18 protein-coding genes and 1 tRNA gene are annotated in these 18,186 nt (G+C 69.7%); 9 read left to right on the plus strand and 10 right to left on the minus strand.

Going from position 1 to position 18,186, the window contains the following annotated elements; translation table 11 throughout:
• Nucleotides 1–50: 50 nt before the first annotated feature.
• Nucleotides 51–2,543 carry an ABC transporter permease gene (locus tag ABLE43_RS05935; RefSeq protein ID WP_348977558.1) on the minus strand — a complete coding sequence of 831 codons (2,493 nt, stop codon included), beginning with the start codon at nt 2,541–2,543 and terminating at the stop codon, nt 51–53.
• Nucleotides 2,540–3,235 (minus strand): ABC transporter ATP-binding protein, encoded by a 696-nt coding sequence (locus ABLE43_RS05940; RefSeq protein ID WP_348977559.1) that lies wholly within the window; start codon nt 3,233–3,235, stop codon nt 2,540–2,542. Before ABLE43_RS05940 ends, ABLE43_RS05935 begins: the two co-directional genes overlap by 4 nt.
• 71 nt (nt 3,236–3,306) lie before the next feature.
• Here ABLE43_RS05940 and ABLE43_RS05945 point away from each other — a divergent pair, with 71 nt between their 5' ends.
• Nucleotides 3,307–3,987: an arylesterase gene (locus ABLE43_RS05945; RefSeq protein ID WP_425475235.1), complete on the plus strand. Its 681-nt coding sequence runs from the start codon at nt 3,307–3,309 to the stop codon at nt 3,985–3,987.
• A gap of 4 nt (nt 3,988–3,991) precedes the next feature.
• Here the strand turns inward: ABLE43_RS05945 and ABLE43_RS05950 are convergent.
• The 7 genes from ABLE43_RS05950 to coxB form a co-directional block, all read right to left on the minus strand.
• Nucleotides 3,992–4,067: transfer RNA gene (locus tag ABLE43_RS05950), tRNA-Phe, on the minus strand.
• 30 nt (nt 4,068–4,097) lie between these two features.
• Nucleotides 4,098–4,298 carry a DNA gyrase inhibitor YacG gene (locus ABLE43_RS05955; RefSeq protein ID WP_348977561.1) on the minus strand — a complete coding sequence of 67 codons (201 nt, stop codon included), beginning with the start codon at nt 4,296–4,298 and terminating at the stop codon, nt 4,098–4,100.
• Nucleotides 4,276–5,253 (minus strand): Rne/Rng family ribonuclease, encoded by a 978-nt coding sequence (locus ABLE43_RS05960; RefSeq protein WP_348977562.1) that lies wholly within the window; start codon nt 5,251–5,253, stop codon nt 4,276–4,278. The genes ABLE43_RS05955 and ABLE43_RS05960 overlap by 23 nt, the downstream gene beginning before the upstream one ends.
• Entirely contained in the window at nt 5,246–5,815 is a 570-nt protein-coding gene (locus tag ABLE43_RS05965; RefSeq protein WP_348977697.1) for a Maf family protein, read from the minus strand. The genes ABLE43_RS05960 and ABLE43_RS05965 overlap by 8 nt, the downstream gene beginning before the upstream one ends.
• A gap of 22 nt (nt 5,816–5,837) precedes the next feature.
• The gene (gene infA / locus ABLE43_RS05970) at nt 5,838–6,056 is read right to left on the minus strand and encodes a translation initiation factor IF-1 (protein WP_003049127.1); all 219 of its coding nucleotides are present in this window, start codon (nt 6,054–6,056) and stop codon (nt 5,838–5,840) included.
• Nucleotides 6,057–6,329: 273 nt separating this feature from the next.
• The gene (gene ctaD, locus ABLE43_RS05975) at nt 6,330–7,985 is read right to left on the minus strand and encodes a cytochrome c oxidase subunit I (RefSeq protein WP_348977563.1); all 1,656 of its coding nucleotides are present in this window, start codon (nt 7,983–7,985) and stop codon (nt 6,330–6,332) included.
• A gap of 1 nt (nt 7,986) precedes the next feature.
• Nucleotides 7,987–9,168, minus strand: a complete 1,182-nt coding sequence (gene coxB / locus ABLE43_RS05980; protein ID WP_348977564.1) for a cytochrome c oxidase subunit II — start codon at nt 9,166–9,168, stop codon at nt 7,987–7,989.
• 210 nt (nt 9,169–9,378) lie between these two features.
• Here coxB and pyrE point away from each other — a divergent pair, with 210 nt between their 5' ends.
• From pyrE to ABLE43_RS06020, 8 genes are all read left to right on the plus strand, one after another.
• Nucleotides 9,379–9,960, plus strand: a complete 582-nt coding sequence (gene pyrE, locus ABLE43_RS05985) for an orotate phosphoribosyltransferase (protein ID WP_348977565.1) — start codon at nt 9,379–9,381, stop codon at nt 9,958–9,960.
• Nucleotides 9,957–10,685, plus strand: a complete 729-nt coding sequence (locus ABLE43_RS05990) for a pyridoxine 5'-phosphate synthase (RefSeq protein ID WP_348977566.1) — start codon at nt 9,957–9,959, stop codon at nt 10,683–10,685. The genes pyrE and ABLE43_RS05990 overlap by 4 nt, the downstream gene beginning before the upstream one ends.
• 151 nt (nt 10,686–10,836) lie before the next feature.
• On the plus strand, nt 10,837–11,238 hold the full coding sequence (gene acpS / locus ABLE43_RS05995) for a holo-ACP synthase (protein WP_348977567.1): 402 nt from the start codon (nt 10,837–10,839) through the stop codon (nt 11,236–11,238).
• Nucleotides 11,239–11,249: 11 nt separating this feature from the next.
• Nucleotides 11,250–12,197 (plus strand): signal peptidase I, encoded by a 948-nt coding sequence (gene lepB, locus ABLE43_RS06000; protein ID WP_348977568.1) that lies wholly within the window; start codon nt 11,250–11,252, stop codon nt 12,195–12,197.
• Nucleotides 12,194–12,832, plus strand: coding sequence for a maleylacetoacetate isomerase (gene maiA, locus ABLE43_RS06005; RefSeq protein ID WP_348977569.1), 639 nt, complete (start codon nt 12,194–12,196; stop codon nt 12,830–12,832). Before lepB ends, maiA begins: the two co-directional genes overlap by 4 nt.
• The gene (locus ABLE43_RS06010) at nt 12,832–13,752 is read left to right on the plus strand and encodes a hypothetical protein (RefSeq protein WP_348977570.1); all 921 of its coding nucleotides are present in this window, start codon (nt 12,832–12,834) and stop codon (nt 13,750–13,752) included. Before maiA ends, ABLE43_RS06010 begins: the two co-directional genes overlap by 1 nt.
• Entirely contained in the window at nt 13,749–14,267 is a 519-nt protein-coding gene (locus ABLE43_RS06015) for a DUF2141 domain-containing protein (RefSeq protein WP_348977571.1), read from the plus strand. The genes ABLE43_RS06010 and ABLE43_RS06015 overlap by 4 nt, the downstream gene beginning before the upstream one ends.
• A 16-nt stretch (nt 14,268–14,283) precedes the next feature.
• Nucleotides 14,284–15,477 (plus strand): glycosyltransferase, encoded by a 1,194-nt coding sequence (locus tag ABLE43_RS06020; RefSeq protein ID WP_348977572.1) that lies wholly within the window; start codon nt 14,284–14,286, stop codon nt 15,475–15,477.
• A 24-nt stretch (nt 15,478–15,501) separates the two neighbouring features.
• Here the strand turns inward: ABLE43_RS06020 and pepN are convergent, their stop codons facing one another.
• Nucleotides 15,502–18,093: an aminopeptidase N gene (pepN, locus tag ABLE43_RS06025; RefSeq protein WP_348977698.1), complete on the minus strand. Its 2,592-nt coding sequence runs from the start codon at nt 18,091–18,093 to the stop codon at nt 15,502–15,504.
• Nucleotides 18,094–18,186 lie beyond the last annotated feature (93 nt).

Below are 18,186 nucleotides of genomic sequence, written 5' to 3' on the forward strand. Positions count from 1 at the left end.
CCTCCACCACCGCTTCGCGGCGGTCCCCCTCCCCGCGAGCGGGGAGGCGCTTATAGCTCCCTGAGGGCCCGCGCCGGCCTTGCGCTCAATATCGGCAGCGCGCCGAGCAGGCCGATGCCCACCGTGACCCCCGCGCCGATCGCCAGCGTCGCCGCGACCGCGCCGTAATCCGGCAGCCAGTCGAAGCCGAACAGCTCCACCACCACATACCAGCCCGCGCCCAGCCCGATCGCGGCGGCAAGGCCCGAGAGGATCGCCGCGAGCACCGCATATTCCAGCGCCTGCGTGGCCAGTATCTGCCCGCGCGTCGCGCCCAGCGTCTTCAGGATCACGCTGTCATAGGTCCGCGTCTCGCGCGCGGCGGTGATCGCGCCGACCAGCACCGCGATGCCCGCGAGGATCGCGATCCCCGCTGCCGCCGCGATCGCGGTCGCCATCTGCGAGACGATCGTCTGCACCTGCCCGATCACCTCGCGCACCTCGACCACCGAGGTCGAGGGGAAGCCCCCCGCCAGCGCGCGCGTGACCGCGCGTTCGCGCCCCGGCGGCATCGTCACCGTCGCCGCAAGGTTGTGCGGCACGTCGGACAGCGCGTTCGGGCTGAACACCATCACGAAGTTGAACCCCATCGTATCCCACGCGATCTTGCGGAACGAGGCGATGCGCGCGCTGCGTTCCTGCCCCGCGACGCTGATCGTCAGCGGATCGCCCAGTTTCAGGTTCAGCGCCTGCGCCATCCGCTCGTCGATCGACACCAGCGGCGGCCCCGCATAACCCGCGGGCCACCATCTGCCGCGCACGATCTCGCTGCCCGGCGGGGGCAGGGCGGCGAAGGTCAGCCCCCGCTCACCGCGCAGCGCCCATGCGCCCTCCGGAATCGTCTTGAGATCGGCGACGCGGGTGGTGCCGTATGCGGTGATCGTGCCGCGCATCAGCGGTACGGTCTGGACCGCCGCGCCCGGCTGGATGTTGGCGATGGTGTCGCGGAACGCCCCCTCGCGCTCGGGCGGTACGTCGAGCGCGAACAGCGCAGGCGCGCGTGCGGGCACGGTCTTCGCGATATTGGCGTCGAGGCTGGTGCGGATCGCCGCCAGCAGCACGAACAGCGTCAGGCCCAGCCCCAGCGCCACCACCAGCGCCCCGGTCCGCGCGCCGGGGCGGTGCAGCGCCGCCACCGCGAGGCGCCACAACGGCCGCCGGGGGCTGGGCAGGCGCGCGGCACCCAGCCGGATCGCCTGTCCCAGCCCGGCCAGCACCAGCAGCAGCGCGGCGGCGGCGGCGAGGAAGCCCGCGCCGAACCATGGCCGCTCGCTGGTCGCCAGCACCAGCGCGACGATCCCGGCGAACGCCGCGCCCATCCATGCCGCCGCCTGCCACCGCGGCGCACGCCGCGGGTCGAGCGTCCCGCGCAGCAGCCCGGCGGCGGGCACCGCGCCTGCCGCCAGCAGCGGCGGCGCGGCAAAGGCGAGCGCGATCAGCAGGCCATACGCCGCCGCCTGCCCCAGCGGCAGCCATTCGATCGCAAAGGCGGGCGCGACCGGCAGCACGTCTCCGGCCAGCGCCACGATCAGCGGCACGGCGGCGATGCCGATCCCCAGCCCGATCGCGATGCCGACCGCCGATACCGCCGCGATCTGGAGCAGATAGACGCGCGCGATCAGCCCCGAAGTTGCCCCCAGTATCTTCAATGTCGCGATGCTGCCGCGCCGGGTGGCGAGATAGGAGGCGACGCCGTTGCCCACCCCGATCCCGGCGATCACCAGCGCGGTCAGCCCGACCAGCACGAGGAACTCGCCCATCCGGGTCAGGAACCGCTCGGCGCCGGGCGAGGCGCGGTCGCGGGTGCGCGTGTCCCAGCCTTGTCCCGGATAGCGGGTGGTGAACGCCTCTGCCGCCTGCGCCGGGTCATAGCGGCTGGCGATGCGGTATTTGCTCTCGTACAGGCTGCCCGGCGCGATGAGGCCGGTGCGCTGCAAGCCGTCCAGCGAGACCAGCGCCACCGCGCCCAGCGTAAAGCCCTCGCTGAGGCGATCGGGTTCGTCGGCGATCACCCCGGCGATGGTGAAACGGGCACTGCCGTAGCGCACCGTGCCGCCGACGCGCAGCTTGAACCGTTCGAGCAGCGCCGGGCCGACATAGGTCTCGTCGGGGCGCAGCGCGCGCGCCGGGCCGTTCCGCAAGGTCAGCGTGCCGTAGAGCGGATAGGCACCGTCCACCGCCTTCAGCTCGATCGGCGCGGTGTCGCCGGTGGGGTTCGCCGCCATCGACTGCATCCGCAGCGTTTCCGATACCCGCCCGATCCGCGCCATCGAGCGGCGCTCGGCCACGTCGGCGCGGCGCTGCGATACCGAGAGTTCGAGGTCGCCGCCGAGCAGGCTCTGCCCCCGCGCCGCCAGTTCATGGGTGATCGACCGCGTCAGGCTGCCGATCGCCGCCAGCGCGCCGACGCCGAGGATCAGGCAGACGAGCAGCAGCCGGAACCCGCGGAAGCGCGCATCGAGTTCGCGCCGGGCGAAGGTCCAGGCGAGCCGCCAGTCGCTCATCGGCCTGAATCGCGCAGGATGCGCCCGTCGGCCAGCTCGACCACGCGGTCGCAGCGTTCGGCCAGCGCCGGGTCGTGGGTGATGACCAGCAGCGTCGCGTGGGTCGCCGCGCGCCGATCGAACAGCAGGCCCATGATCGCCTGGCCGGTCGCGCGGTCGAGATTGCCGGTCGGTTCGTCGGCGAACACCAGCGCGGGGCGACCCGCCAGCGCGCGGGCGATCGCGACGCGCTGCTGCTCGCCGCCCGACAGTTGCGCCGGATAATGGCGGAGGCGGTGGCCGAGACCGACCGCGTGCAGTTCGGCCTCGGCCAGCGCGAAGGCGTCGCGCGCCCCTGCCAGTTCCATCGGCACCGCGACATTCTCCAGCGCGGTCATGGTGGGCAGCAGGTGGAACGCCTGGAGCACGATGCCGATCCGCCCGCGCCGAGCGCGCGCCAGATCGTCCTCGCCCATCGCGCCGAAGTCCGCGCCCGCGATCCGCACCGTCCCCCCGCTCGCGCGTTCGAGGCCGGAGAGCACCGCCATCAGCGACGACTTGCCCGATCCCGACGCGCCGAGCAGCGCGACGCTGGTCCCCGCTGCGACGGCAAGGTCGATGCCGTGGAGAATCCGCGTCGCCCCCTCGCCCTGGCCCAGCGTCAGGGTGACACCGCGCGCGTCGATAACCATATCGTCGGGGAAGCTTTGCATGGAGTGTATCGCCGGTGACGCAACAAGGACCGCGCCCATATGCGGGTGCGATCGCCATTCTCCAAGGCGCGATGCTGCTGGGCGGCTGCGGCGGCCCCGATTTGTCGGAGGGCAACGACGTCGCGCCGGTCAATGTCGCGGCGGTCGCGCCGCCGACGCCGGTCGCCTCGCAGGCGGCGGTCGCCGGGCCGGAACGGCTGGTGCTGGCGTTCGGGGACAGCCTGTACGCCGGATACGGCCTCGCGCGCGGCGACAGCCTGCCCGACGATCTGCAGGACGCCCTGCGCGCCGACGGGATCGATGCGCGCGTCGTCAACGCCGGGATTTCGGGCGATACCAGCGCGGCGGGGCGCAGGCGGCTGGCCTTCACGCTCGACCGGCTGGAGCGCAAGCCCGACCTCGTGCTGCTGGGGCTGGGCGGCAACGACCTGCTGCGCCAGATTCCGCCGGCGGAGACGCGGGCCAATTTCGTCGCGATGCTCGACGAATTGCAGCGCCGCGACATTCCGGTGGTGCTGACCGGCATGATGGTGCCGCCCAACCTCGGCCCGGACTATGCCGCGCAGTTCAACCGCATCTGGCCCGACTTGGCGAAGCGGTACGACGCGGTGCTCGATCCGTTCATCCTCGCGGGCGTGATCGGCAACCGCCAGCTGATGCTGCCCGACGGGGTGCATCCCAACGCACAAGGCGTGGACCGCATCGTGACGCGGCTGGCCCCGGTAGTCGCGAAGCGGCTGGGCGAATTGTAGGAAATGGTGCCCAGGGACGGGATCGAACCGCCGACACTGCGATTTTCAGTCGCATGCTCTACCAACTGAGCTACCTGGGCACGCCCGGCGTGGCCGGGAGAGCGCGCCTGTTAGCCGCGCGAATCGTGGCTGTCCAGCCCGGTTTCGCCTTTTTCGTCCGAAGACGCTGCCGGTCCGGCGATGCGATAGCCCTCGCCCAGCCAGTGGAGCATGTCGCGGTCGCGACATCCCCGGCTGCAGAAGGGGCGATAGGCGGCGACGGCGGGGGCGTCGCACAGCGGACACTGGTTACGGGAAGCGGGCCTGGACATGCCCGCCGGATATGGCGAGCCGGGGGTCGGCCCGCAAGGCGAGCGGCGCGCCGAGCCGTCGCTCGACCGCCGTGCACCAGTCGGGCCGGGCGGCAAGGACGGCGAGGATCGCCGGATGCGCGCTCAGCGTCCGTTCGCCGCTGCCCGGTGTCCGCTCCGCCTGACGCAGCAGCGCGCGGGCATGCGCCGGGCTTTCCGCGAACAGTTCGACGAGCGAGGCGCGGGTGCGCCGCCGCACGATCTGGAGAAAGCCGAAGCCGTTGACCGCGGTGCGCTCGAAGGGTTGCGGCAGATGCGCGTCGATCGCCGCCGCCGCCGCGCCGCGGACGCCCTTGTCGCCCACGGTCGGCAGGTCGATGCCGATCGATCCGGCGAGGTCGAGCCGCGCGATCGCCCGCGCCGCCGCCCGCGCGCCCGCAAGCGCGAGGTCGGCGAGGGCAAGCTCGCCGTCGATGTCGATCAGGGTCATCGCCGGGGTGGGCGAGATGGTCAGCGCACCGCCGGGGAAGGCGACCTGCCCGGTCGCCGCTTCCTCGATCAACTCGTTCCAGCCCGCCTCGCCCAGCCGGTCGCGGTCGAAGGACCCAAGCAGCGTCGCGCCGGGCAGGTCGGCGAGGGTCGGGCCATCGCCGGGTACCGCATCGGGTGCGGCGGGACGGGCGCGGGCGCGTTTCGGCTTGCCGGGTTCGGACAGGGCGGGGCGGGTGATCTCGATCAGCAGCGTCGCCCCTTCGGTCACGCCGCGCGGCAGGGGGTGGAGCAGCGCCTCGCCCCCGTCCCATGCGGCGATGCCTTCGTTGCGGGCGACGATGCGGCGGACGAGGCGGGCGGGCAGGACGGTGCCCGCGCGCAACGCATCGTCGGGTTCGATCCGGGCCTCGACGATGGCGCCGTCGACGATCCGCGCGGCGCGGATTTCGCCGATGCCCCGTTCGACCAGCCAGCCGTCAGCCAAGCGGCACGCCCGCCGTTTCCAGCAGCGCGCGGGTATCGAACAGCGGCAGGCCGATCACGCCGGAATGGCTGCCCGACAGGAAGCGGACGAACGCCTCCGCCCGGCCCTGGATCGCATAGCCGCCCGCCTTGCCCAGCCCTTCGCCGCAGGCGACATAGGCGTCGATCTCGCGCGGCTCCAGTCGCTTGAACGCGACGATCGTGTCGGCCACGCGGATGCGCGCCTGCCCGTCGGGCATCAGCACGCACACCGCCGACAGGCAGTGGTGCCGCCGCCCCGACAGCAGCCCGAGCAGCTGGCGCTGCACGTCCTCGCTGGTGGCGGGGGGCAGGATGCGGCGGCCGACCGCGATGGTGGTATCGCCCGCCAGCACCACGGCACCTTCGGAGGGGCCGATCGCGCGCGCCTTCGCCTCGGCCAGCCGCAGCGCATAGGGGCGCGGCAACTCGCCCGGCAGCGGCGATTCGTCGATGTCGGGAGCCTCGACCCGGTCGGGCACCGCGCCGATCCGCGCCAGCAGGTCGCGGCGGCGGGGCGAGGTGGACGCGAGGATCAGGCGCATGGCCGGGGCCATGGGACGTCGCTTACTTGAAGCGGTAGGTGATGCGACCCTTGGTGAGGTCATAGGGGGTCAGTTCGACGAGCACTTCGTCGCCGACCAGCACGCGGATGCGGTTCTTGCGCATCTTGCCCGCGGTATGCCCCAGGATCTCGTGATCGTTCTCGAGCCGGACGCGGAACATCGCATTGGGCAGCAGCTCGACCACCTGGCCGCGCATTTCGAGAAGTTCTTCCTTCGCCAAACAGATACCTCGTATGAATATGGCGCACCGGCTTTCCGGGCGGGTTCCTGTACGCGCTGTCCCGTAAAAAGGAAAGCACGAACGACCGGGCGCGCGGGTTGCACGGCCGGTCGATCATTTCTGTTACGCAAATGGGGGTTCCGGCGCGCAATGGCAAGCGCGAACGAACAGGGCCGACATCCTCCCCTCCCTTCTAGGGAGGGGAGCAGCCAGACGCAAACGCCCCGGACCTTGCGGGTCCGGGGCGTCCTGTTCCGGCGATCGACTCGACGGTCAGTCGACCTTGGGCAGCGTCTCGAACTGGTGGAACGGCGGCGGGGAGGACAGCGTCCACTCCAGCGTCGTCGCCCCTTCGCCCCACGGATTCCCCGCCGCCTTGCGACCCGCCATCAGCGAGACGACGAGGTTGACGAAGAAGAACACCATGCCGACACCCATGATGACATAGCCGAGCGAGGCGATGTGGTTGTAATAGGCGAAGGCGTCGGGATAGTCGGGGTAGCGCCGCGGCATTCCCTGCCACCCCAGCAGGTGCATCGGGAAGAACATGACGTTCACGCCGATGAAGAATACCCAGAAGTGCAGCTGGCCGAGCAGCTCGTTGTACATCTTCCCCGACATTTTGGGGAACCAGTAGTAGAAGCCCGCGAACAGCGCGAACACCGCACCAAGCGACAGCACGTAGTGGAAGTGGGCGACGACGTAATAGGTGTCGTGCAGCACGTCGTCGACGCCGCCGTTGGCCAGCACCACGCCGGTCACGCCGCCGACGGTGAACATGAAGATGAACCCGATCGCCCACAGCATCGGCGTGGGGAAGCGCAGTGATCCGCCCCACATGGTCGCGATCCACGAGAAGATCTTGATGCCGGTCGGCACGGCGATGATCATGGTGGCGGCGGTGAAGTACATCTTGGTGTTCACGCTCAGGCCCGTCGTGAACATGTGGTGCGCCCACACGACGAAGCCGACCGCGCCGATCGCGACCATCGCATAGGCCATGCCGAGATAGCCGAACACCGGCTTCTTGCTGAACGTCGCGATGATGTGGCTGATGATGCCGAAGCCCGGCAGGATCATGATGTACACTTCGGGGTGGCCGAAGAACCAGAAGAGATGCTGGTACAGGATCGGATCGCCGCCGCCCGCCGGATCGAAGAAGGTCGTCTCGAACTTGCGGTCGGTCAGCAGCATGGTGATCGCCGCCGCCAGCACCGGCAGCGACAGCAGCAGCAGGAAGGCGGTGACCAGCACCGACCACACGAACAGCGGCATCTTGTGCAGCGTCATGCCCGGTGCGCGCATGTTGAAGATGGTGGTGATGAAGTTGATCGCGCCGAGGATCGACGATGCACCCGCGAGGTGGAGCGACAGGATCGCCATGTCCACGCTCGGCCCCGGCTCGCCATAGGTCGACAGCGGCGCATACACGGTCCAGCCGGTGCCCGCGCCGCCGCCGAACATGGTGCTGCCCAGCAGCAGCGCGAAGGCGGGGATCAGCAGCCAGAAGCTGATGTTGTTCATCCGCGGGAACGCCATGTCGGGCGCACCGATCATGATCGGCACGAACCAGTTGCCGAAGCCGCCGATCATCGCGGGCATCACCATGAAGAACACCATGATGAGGCCGTGCGCGGTGATGAGCACGTTCCAGAAGTGCAGTGCCTGGTCGCCGTCATGGCCCGACAGCCACGGCAGCCACTGGATGCCCGGTTCGGCCAGTTCGAGGCGCATCAGCCCCGAGATCGCGCCGCCGATGATCCCCGCCATGATCGCGAAGATCAGGTAGAGCGTGCCGATGTCCTTGTGGTTGGTCGACATGAACCAGCGGGCGAAGAACCCCGGCTTGTGGTCCGCGTCATGATGGTGCGCGTCGTGATGGCCGTGCGCGTCGAACGCATGGTCGGGGGACAGGGCGGTATCGGTCATCTTACTGGTCCACGTTGCCGACGCCGCCGCCGTTGCCGGTGGCGCGCTGGGTGGAGGGAGAGGCGGCTTCGGTCGCGTTGACGACCGGCACGTCCGCCGCATTGCCGGCGTTCGACGTTTCGTCGGCCACGTCGGCACCCGGCTGCGGGATCACCGCGTTGCTGGGGGCGGCAGCCTCCGCCGCGCCGGGCAGCGTGCCGCCCTTGGCGCGGATCCACTGGTTGAACTGTGCGACCGGCACCGCCTCTACCGCGATCGGCATATAGGCGTGACGCGCGCCGCACAGCTCGCTGCACTGGCCGAAATACAGGCCGGGCTTCTCGATGGTGAAGCTCGTCTCGTTCAGGCGACCGGGCACCGCGTCGAGCTTCACCCAGAAGGCGGGGATCGCCCAGCTGTGGATCACGTCGCTGGCGGTGGTGATGAGGCGGATCGGCACGCCGACCGGCAGCACGATGCGATTGTCGACCGCGAGCAGGCGCGGCCCGTCGGCATCGGTGCGGAACCGCTGGCCGGGTCCGACCTCGTTCCTTTCCTTCAGCATGTTGGCCGTGACCGACACGCCGCCGTAATCGGGATATTCGTAGGACCAGAACCACTGGTTGCCGATCGCCTTCAGCGTGACCGCATTGTCGGGCGCGGGCTTGAACTGGCGGGCGAGCAGCCCGATCGAGGGCACCGCGATCAGCGCGAGGATCAGCACCGGGGCGGCGGTCCAGATGATCTCGATCGTCGTGTTGTGCGACGTCCTGGACGGAACCGGGTTCGCCTTCTCGCGGAAGCGGAAGGCGACATAGACCAGCAGCAGCAGCACCAGCAGCGAGATGGCGATGATGACCGGCATCAGGACGCGGTTGTGGAACGCCTTGGCCTCACGCCCGGTCGGGGTGAACTGCTTCTGGAGATCGGCGGCGCCGTCGACCGGCTGGCCGATGCCCGGCGTCGCGACCATGCGCGGCGATCCGTCGGCGTTCAGCGTCGGGTCCTGTACCGCAGGCGGGATCGGCGCGGCGGCGGTAGCGGCCGGCACCGCCTGTCCGGTCGGTTTCGCCTCCGCCGATCCCGGCGGCGGCGCGCCCGCCTGTGGCGCGGTCGCGGTCACGCCGCTGCCCGGCGTCACCGCCGCGGGAGCCTGCGCATAGGCAGCACCCGACAGCGCCGCTGCCGCCGCGATCAAAAACATCCTCGTCCCAAAGCTTCGCATCGTGTCGTGTCACCCCGTTGTGTGGCACGCGGCACGCTTCTGAAACGGCATGGTCGCGTGCGGCGGGCGTTTGGAATCCCTAACCTACCGGGCTATACGCGGCATGTCGCCCGGCCTCAAGCGAAGGTTGCGGACGTGCCCGATACGGGACTAATGCGGCGCGCGACGGCAACGGGCGGGACGGACCCCATGAACGACGACGCGATCCTCGACGAGTTCCGGCAGGCGGAAGCGCTGCTGGAGGGGCATTTCATCCTGTCGTCGGGTCTGCGATCCTCGCGCTACCTGCAATGCGCGCGCGTGCTGATGGACCCGCGCCGTGCGGCGCGGCTGACCGACGAGCTGGTCCGCCGCCTGCCCGCCGACCTGCGCGATTCGATCGAGGTGGTGATCGCACCTGCGATGGGCGGGGTGATCGTGGGGCATGAGATGGGGCGCTCGCTGGGCACGCCCGCGATGTTCCTCGAGCGGCCCACCGGCACCTTCGAGCTGCGCCGCGGGTTCCGCATCGATCCGGGCACGCGGGTGCTGATGATGGAGGATGTGGTGACGACCGGCCTGTCCAGCCGCGAGGCGATCGCGGCGATCCGCGCGGCGGGCGGCGAGGTGGTCGCCGCCGCGTCGCTGGTCGATCGCTCGAACGGGGCGGCGGATCTCGGCGTGCCGTTCTTCCCGCTGATCCGGCTCGACGTGCCGAGCTATGCCCCCGATGCGCTGCCGCCCGAACTGGCGGCGATCCCGGCGGTGAAGCCGGGGAGCCGGGCGGCATGAGCGGCGCGCTGCGGCTGGGCGTCAACATCGATCACGTCGCGACCGTGCGCAACGCGCGCGGCAGCGGCTATCCCGATCCGGTGCGCGCCGCATTGCTGGCAGCCGGGCATGGCGCGGACGGCATCACCGCGCACCTGCGCGAGGATCGCCGTCACATCACCGACGACGACATCGCCCGGCTGTCGGCGGAACTGACCGTGCCGCTCAACCTCGAGATGGCCGCGACCGACGAGATGCTGGGCATCGCGCTGCGCCACCGCCCGCATGCCGCCTGCATCGTGCCCGAGAAGCGCGAGGAGCGCACGACCGAGGGCGGGCTGGATGCCGCCGGGCAGCACAATACCCTTGCCCCCATGGTGCGCGAACTGGGCATGGCGGGCATCCGCGTGTCGCTGTTCATCGAACCCGCCGCTGAACAGATCGCCGCCGCCGTTGCGCTGGGCGCGCCGGTCGTCGAACTCCATACCGGGCGCTATGCCGAACTGGCGGGCGAGGCACAGGTCGCCGAACTGCGCCGCATCGCCGATGCCGCGGCACTGGCCGCGAAGAACGGGGTCGAGGTACATGCCGGGCATGGCCTGACGTTCGACAATGTCGTGCCCGTCGCCGCCATCCCGCAGCTGCGCGAGCTGAACATCGGCCATTTCCTGATCGGCGAGGCGGTGTTCGACGGGCTGGGCCCGGTGGTGCGGCGGATGAAGGGGTTGATGGAGGACGCACGGTGATGGCCGTTCGATCCTCCCCGGCACGGGGAGGGGGACCATGCGCAGCATGGTGGAGGGGGGGTGCCTCCAACGCAACCGTCGTGGAGCAGGTGAACCCCCTCCACCACCGCTTCGCGGCGGTCCCCCTCCCCGTGCCGGGGAGGATCCGGGCGTGATAATCGGTCTCGGGTCCGACCTGTGCAACATCGAGCGCATCCAGGCGTCGCTCGACCGGTTCGGCGACCGTTTCGTGCAGCGCGTCTTCACCGAGGTCGAGCAGGCAAAGGCGGCGCGGCGGCCCTTCACCCGCGCGGGTACGCTCGCCAAGCGCTTCGCCGCGAAGGAGGCGTTTTCCAAGGCGGTCGGCACCGGCTTTGCGCAGGGCGTGTTCATGCGCGATATCGGCGTGGTCAATGCGGCGTCGGGCGCACCGACGTTGGCGCTGACCGGCGGTGCCAAAGCACGACTTGACGCGACGATCCCCGGGGGCCACGTCGGGCGCGTCCACCTTACGATGACCGACGACCATCCCTGGGCCCAGGCGTTCGTCATCATCGAAGCCATCCCCGAGTAGAAGGACGTTCGATGGCCGATCCACTGGCGCTGGCGGGCGGAGGCGACCGCCCCGCTCCCGTGCCGCCCCCCGCCGCCCGGCCGCGCCGCAGGACGCTGGACTGGAAGGGTGAGCTGCGCGGGCTGTTCTGGCTGCTGCTGGTGGTGCTGGGCTTCCACAGCTTCATCGCCAAGCCGTTCTACATCCCCTCCGAATCGATGCTGCCGGGGCTGCGCGTCGGCGACCGGCTGGTCGTCAGCAAGTTCGCGTACGGCTGGTCCTACGTCTCGCCGACGATCCCCAATCCGGTGGCGATGTTCCGCGACCTGGTGCTGCACGAACCGCAGGAGACGTGGAGCGTCCAGCTGCCCGCATGGCATGGCCGCATCTGGGGATCGCTGCCGGAACGCGGCGACGTGGTGATCGTCAAGCCGCCGGGCAGCAACACCGACCTTATCAAGCGCGTCATCGGCCTGCCGGGGGACCGTCTGGAGGTGGCGGGCGGCGTCGTCTACATCAACGACATCGCGATCCCGCGCAAGGCGATGGGCGATGCGATGATCCCGGTCGACGCCAACACCCGCTGCGACGCCGATCAATATCCCGGTGCGCTGACCCGTACCGCCAAGGGCGTGTTCTGCCGCCTGCCGATGTACCGCGAGACGCTGCCGAACGGGCGGCAGTATGACACGATCGACTATCGCTATTCGCAGGGCGACAATTTCCCGGCGATCACGATTCCCGCCGACCATGTGTTCCTGATGGGCGACAACCGCGACAACAGCGCCGACAGCCGCTTTTCGGAGGCCGAGCGGGGGCTGGGCGGGCCGGTGCCGTGGGAGAATATCGGCGGGCGCGCCGAGTTCATCACCTTCTCGCTCGACGGCACGACGGGGCTGAACCCGGCGACGTGGTTCTCGTCGTTCCGCTCGGGCCGCGCGGGTACCTCGCTGGTCCCGGCCGAGGGGCCGGCGCGGTGAGCGGCTATACGCTGTACGACTATTTCCGGTCGTCGGCGGGATACCGGGTCCGCATCGCGCTGAACCTGAAGGGCGTTGCCTGTACCCGCGTCGACGTGTCGCTGCTCGAGGACGAGCAGCGCGCGCCCGAGCATCTGGCGCGCAACCGCCAGGGGCTGGTGCCCGCGCTCGATATCGGCGGCGGCACGGTGCTGACGCAGTCGCTGGCGATCCTCGACTGGCTCGATGCGGCGCATCCCGAACCGTCGCTGTTCCCCGCCGACCCGCTGGACCGCGCGCGGGCGATGGCGCAGGCGCTGGTGATCGTCGCCGACATCCACCCGATCGACAACCTGCGCGTGCTCCGGCGGCTGGAGGCGCAGTTCGGCGCGGATGCGGATGCCAAGGCCGACTGGTATCGCCACTGGATCGCGGAGGGTTTCGACGCGCTGGAGGCGACGGCGCCGGACGCCGGGCTGTTCGGCGGCGATCCGCCGAACGTCGTCGACTGCTGCCTCGTGCCGCAATGCTATAACGCGCGGCGCTTCGCACTGGACATGGCGCGCTGGCCCCGCCTCGCCGCGATCGACGCGCGGGCGGCGGCGCTGCCCGCGTTCGCCGCCGCGCATCCCGATGCCGTGGCTCCCGTGGCCTGATGCCGATCGACGTCCCCCCGACGACGCCTAGGGAAGCGCCCGACCTCGCCGGGCTGGTGCCGCTGGAGCGTATCCGGCGGCGCTGGCCGCGCATGCTCGGCGCGCTGCTGTCGGGGCTGATGATCCTCGGCCTCGCATGGGAATTGTTCGACCATGGCTGGGCCGGGGTGGAGCTGGCCGCGCCCGATTCGCCGTGGTTCTACCTGTTCTTCGCGCTGGCCTATCTCTCGCCGCCGCTGTTCGATTTCGTCATCTTCCGGCGGCTGTGGCGGCTGCCGTTCGACGGGTTCGGCGCGCTGGTGCGCAAGCGGATCGCGAACGACGTCGTCATCGGCTATTCGGGCGACGTGTTCTTCTATGCCTGGGCGCGCGCGCGGCTGAAGATGGTGACGGCGCCGTTCGGCGCGGTGAAGGATGTCACGATCCTGTCGGGCATCGCGGGCAACATCGTGACGGTCGCGATGCTGCTGGTCGCGCTGCCCTTCGCGTTCGAGCTGTTCACGCCCGCGCAGCTGCGGATGCTCGCCTGGTCGGCGGGCGTCGCGATCGGCATTTCCGCGCTGCTGCTGCTGTTCTCGCGCCGGGTGTTCTCGCTGCCCGCGCGCACGCTGTCGTGGATCTTCGGGGTGCACAGCGCGCGGCTGGTGTTCGGTTCACTGGCGTTCGGCGTCGCCAGCTATTTCGCGATGCCGTGGGTGTCGATCAAATGGTGGCTGTTCCTCGCCGCCGGGCGGCTGGTGGTGGCGCGCCTGCCGCTGTTGCCGAACAAAGACCTTCTTTTCGCCAACTTCGCGATTATCTTTATCGGACATGGCGAAGCCCTGTCCGACCTCGTCGCGTTCGTCGCGACGCTCACCCTCGCCACCCATGCGGTGCTGATGGCGGCATTCGGGCTTCCCGCGCTCACGAGGAAAGAATGATGCGATTGCCCCTGATGCTGGCGGGGGCGGCGGCGCTGTCCGCCGCGCTTCCCGCCGCCGCCCAGTCGATCGGCAGCGATGCCGCCGCGTGCAACGGCGGGCAGGGTCCGGCGATCCGCGTCAACGTCACCGGGCTGAAGGACCGCACCGGGCGGCTGAAGCTGGAGCTGTATCCGGCGAACGAAGCGGATTTCCTGAAGGACGACCGCGACCTGAAGGCCGAGGGCAAGTTCTTCCGCCGGGTGTGGGCGCCGATGCCCGCCAGCGGCGCGGTGCAGCTGTGCATCAAGGCACCCGCGGCGGGGCGCTATGCGCTGCTGTTCACGCACGACCGCGACGGCCGCAACAAGTTCAACTTCATGCGCGACGGCGCGGGCTTCGTCGGGACCGACCGGATCGGGCGTGCCCGGCCCAAGCTGGCGCAGGCGATCGTCAACGTGGGCGCGGGCGTCACCACGGTCAGCGTGCGCGCGCAGTATCTGCGGGGCTTCGGCGGCTTCGGCCCGCTCGACTGATCGAATCGCACTCCGGATGCGCGTCGTCGACGTCAACGAATTCTATTCGCCCACCGGCGGCGGGGTTCGCACCTATATCGATCACAAGATGACGATCATGGCCGAACTGGGCCATGAGCTGATCGTGATCGCCCCCGCCAAGGCCAATTCGGTCGAGGAACGCCCCGGCGGCGGGCGCATCCACTGGGTGAAGGCGCCGACGCTGGTGCTCGATCCCAATTACGGCATCTTCGTGCGCGGCGGGGCGATCCATGCGCTGCTCGACGAACTCCATCCCGATGTGGTCGAGGCGTCGAGTCCGTGGCGGCCCGCGACCATCGTCGCCGACTGGGGCGGCCATGCGGTGAAGGTCTATTTCGCGCACAACGACAATGTCGGCGCCTATCCGCTGCGCTGGTTCGAGGGGCTGGCCAGCCGCGAGCGGATCGAGGAGGCGTTCATGTGGTGGACGCGCTACATGGCGCGCTACCTCGCCAGGATGGATGCGTTCGTCACCAACGGCCCGGCGCTGGAAAAGCGCCATGCCGCGCGCGGGCTGACGGTGCATGCGTCGATGCCGCTCGGCATCCAGCGCGGCTTCTTCTCGCCCGAGCATCGCGACGAGGCGTTGCGCGCCTCGCTGCTCGAACAGCTGGGGCTGCCGCCCGAGGGGCATCTGCTGCTGGGGCTGGGGCGGCATCATGCCGAGAAGCGCTGGCCGATGATCTTCGACGCGGTCGAGATGGCGGGCGAGCATCTGCCCGTCGGCATGATCCAGATCGGCAGCGGGGTGCATACCCATCGCCTCGAACACCGGTTGAAGGACAGCCCGCATATCAAGCTGTTCCGCCCGGTCTACGACCGGGTGCGGCTCGCGCGCATCATGGCCAGCTGCGACGCGCTGATCCACGGATCGGATGCCGAGCCGTTCGGGCTGGTCGCGCTGGAAGGGCTGGCGTCGGGCCTGCCGCTGATCGTGCCCGACGAGGGCGGCTGTGCCGAGATCGCCGAGCCGGACTTCGCCGAAACCTATGCCGCGCGCGATCCCCGGTCGGCGGCGGACGCGATCGCGCGGATGTTCGCGCGCGACTATCCCACGGTGAAGGCGGCGGCGGATGCGGCGGCGGCGCGGGTACGCACCGATCGCGACCATGCGGTCGACCTGATGCGCTATTACGAGGGGTTGGTCGCGGAGAAGGCGCAGCGCTACCCCGAGTGGTTCGCGAAATAGATCCTCCCCGTGCCGGGGAGGAGATCAGGACAGTGACTTGCCGACCTGTTCCAGCATGTCCTTCGACAGGCCCGGCACCGACAGGATGCGCTCCAGCTGCGCCCGCATCAGCCCGGCGCGCTGCGCATCGAACCGGCGCCAGCGCGCCAGCGGCGGCAGCATCTTGGCGGCGGTCTGCGGGTTGATCCGGTCGAGCGCGATCAGCTGGTCGGCGAGGAAGCGATAGCCCGCGCCGTCGATCCGGTGGAACGCCCGCTGGTTCATCGCGAACGCCCCCACCAGCGCGCGGGCGCGATTGGGGTTGGTCAGCGTGAAGTCGCGGTGCCCGGCGAGGTCGACGACCTGTTCATAGGCATCGTCGCGCGTCGACAGCGCCTGCGTCGTGAACCATTTGTCGAGCACCAGCGGATTGTCGCGATAGCGGTTGTAGAAGATGTCGAGCGCGGCGATGCGCGCATCGGCGTCCGAATTGACCAGCGTCATCAGCGCGCCCTGCCGGTCGGTCATGTTGTCCGCGCGCTCGAACTGGTCGAAGGCGATGTCGGCGGCGTCCGCCGCGCCCGATGCGGCGATATAGCCCAGCGCCACGGTGCGCAGGCGCCGCTTGCCCTTGGCATCGGGGGTATATTCGAACCCGTCCGTCGCGGCGGTCGCGGCATAGGCGGCGCGCCATTCCGCGATCAGCGCCTGCCCGATATCGGCACGCAGCGCCTCGCGCGCGGCGAAGATCGCTTCCGGATCGACGATCCCCATCTGGTCGCCGACGAAGCTGTCGGAGGGGAGCAGCACCGCCTCGGCCACGAACGCGCGGTCGAGCCGGTCGTCGGCCAGCGTGTTCGCCACCGCCTGCACCACCGCGTCATGGTCGCCGTGGCCGCTCGCGACCGCCGCGACCAGCGTGTCGAGCATCAGCTGCTGCATCGCCTCGTAGCGGGCGAAGGGATCGTCGTCGTGCGCGCTCAGGAAAGCGAGGTCGGCGGAGGTGCGGTCGGTCTCGACGATCACCGGCGCGGAGAAGCCGCGGTTGATCGACAGTACCGGGCGCTCGGTCACCGCCTCGAAGGTGACGCGCGCCTCGTCCTCCGCCAGCAGCACCAGATGCTCCTCGCTGACCGGCGCGCCCGTCTCCGCGCCGAACAGCTTGACCCGGAGCGGCAGGACCATCGGCTGCTTCACGTCCTGCCCCGGCGTCGGCGGCACGACCTGCCGCAGCGTCAGCGTGGCGCGTCCGCCGCCCGCCGCATGGGCCAGCGTCGCCGAGACGCGCGGCGTGCCCGCCTGTTCGTACCAGCGGCGGAAGCGCGACAGATCGACGCCGGAGGCATCCTCCATCGCCACCACGAAATCCTCGCAGGTGGCGGCGGTGCCGTCGTGCCGCTGGAAATACAGGTCGGTGCCCGCGCGGAACGCTTTCGGCCCGAGGATCGTCGCGATCATGCGGACGACCTCCGCCCCCTTGTTATAGATGGTCGCGGTGTAGAAGTTGCTGATCTCCTGATAGGAATCGGGACGGATCGAATGGGCCAGCGGCCCTGCGTCCTCGGGGAACTGCGATGCGCGCAAGCTGCGCACATCCTCGATCCGCTTGACCGCCGCCGATCCCTGGTCCGCCGAGAAGCCCTGATCGCGATAGACGGTGAAGCCTTCCTTCAGCGACAGCTGGAACCAGTCGCGGCAGGTGACGCGGTTGCCCGACCAGTTGTGGAAATATTCATGAGCCACGACGGCGGCGATGCCGTCATAGTCGTAATCGGTCGCGGTATCGGGGTCCGCCAGGATGTAGCGGCTGTTGAAGATGTTGAGCCCCTTGTTCTCCATCGCGCCGAAGTTGAAATCATCGACCGCGACGATGTTGAACACGTCGAGGTCGTATTCGCGGCCATAGACCCGCTCGTCCCACGCCATCGACGTTTTCAGCGCATGCATCGCATGGTCGGTCTTGGCGAGATCGGCGGCGCGGACCCAGATGCCGAGCTGCACCTCGCGGCCCGATGCGGTGACGAACGAGGATTCGTTGGCGACCAGATCGCCCGCGACCAGCGCGAAGAGATAGGAGGGCTTGGGGAACGGATCGTCCCATTCCGCCCAGTGCCGCCCGTCGTCCAGATCGCCCGACGCCACCGGATCGCCGTTCGACAGCAGCACCGGGAAGCGCGCCTTGTCGGCGGTCATCCGCACGCGGTAGCGCGCCAGCACGTCGGGCCGGTCGGGGAAGAAGGTGATGCGGCGGAACCCCTCCGCCTCGCACTGGGTGCACAGGTTCCCGCCGGAGGCATAGAGGCCCATCAACTGGGTATTGGCCTGCGGCTCGATCACGACCTCGGTCGCGACCTGATGCGCGTCGCCGGGCAGGTCGATGACCAGCGTGTCGCCGTCCATCGACCATGCATCGCTGGATTGCCCGTCGACCGTGACCGACAGCGGGGTCAGCCCCTCGCCGTCGAGCCGCAGCGGACCCTCGCCGCGGCGCTCGACGTCGAGCTTGGCGCGGACGCGGGTGCGGCGCGGGTCGAGGTCGAAATCGAGCGCGACCTGCGGCACCTCCCATGCGGGCGGGCGATAATCGCGGCGCCGGACGACCGGCGGGGCGATGATGTCATGCGTCGCGTCGAGCATCGGCATTGCTACTTCCAGTCATGGGTCTGCGGCCGATGCGTTGCGCACCGGCACGACAGGCGATACGCCTCTATCTATGATCGCTTGTCTAAG

Source organism: Sphingomonas silueang (assembly GCF_040049155.1).
GTDB classification, from domain to species: domain Bacteria; phylum Pseudomonadota; class Alphaproteobacteria; order Sphingomonadales; family Sphingomonadaceae; genus Sphingomonas; species Sphingomonas silueang.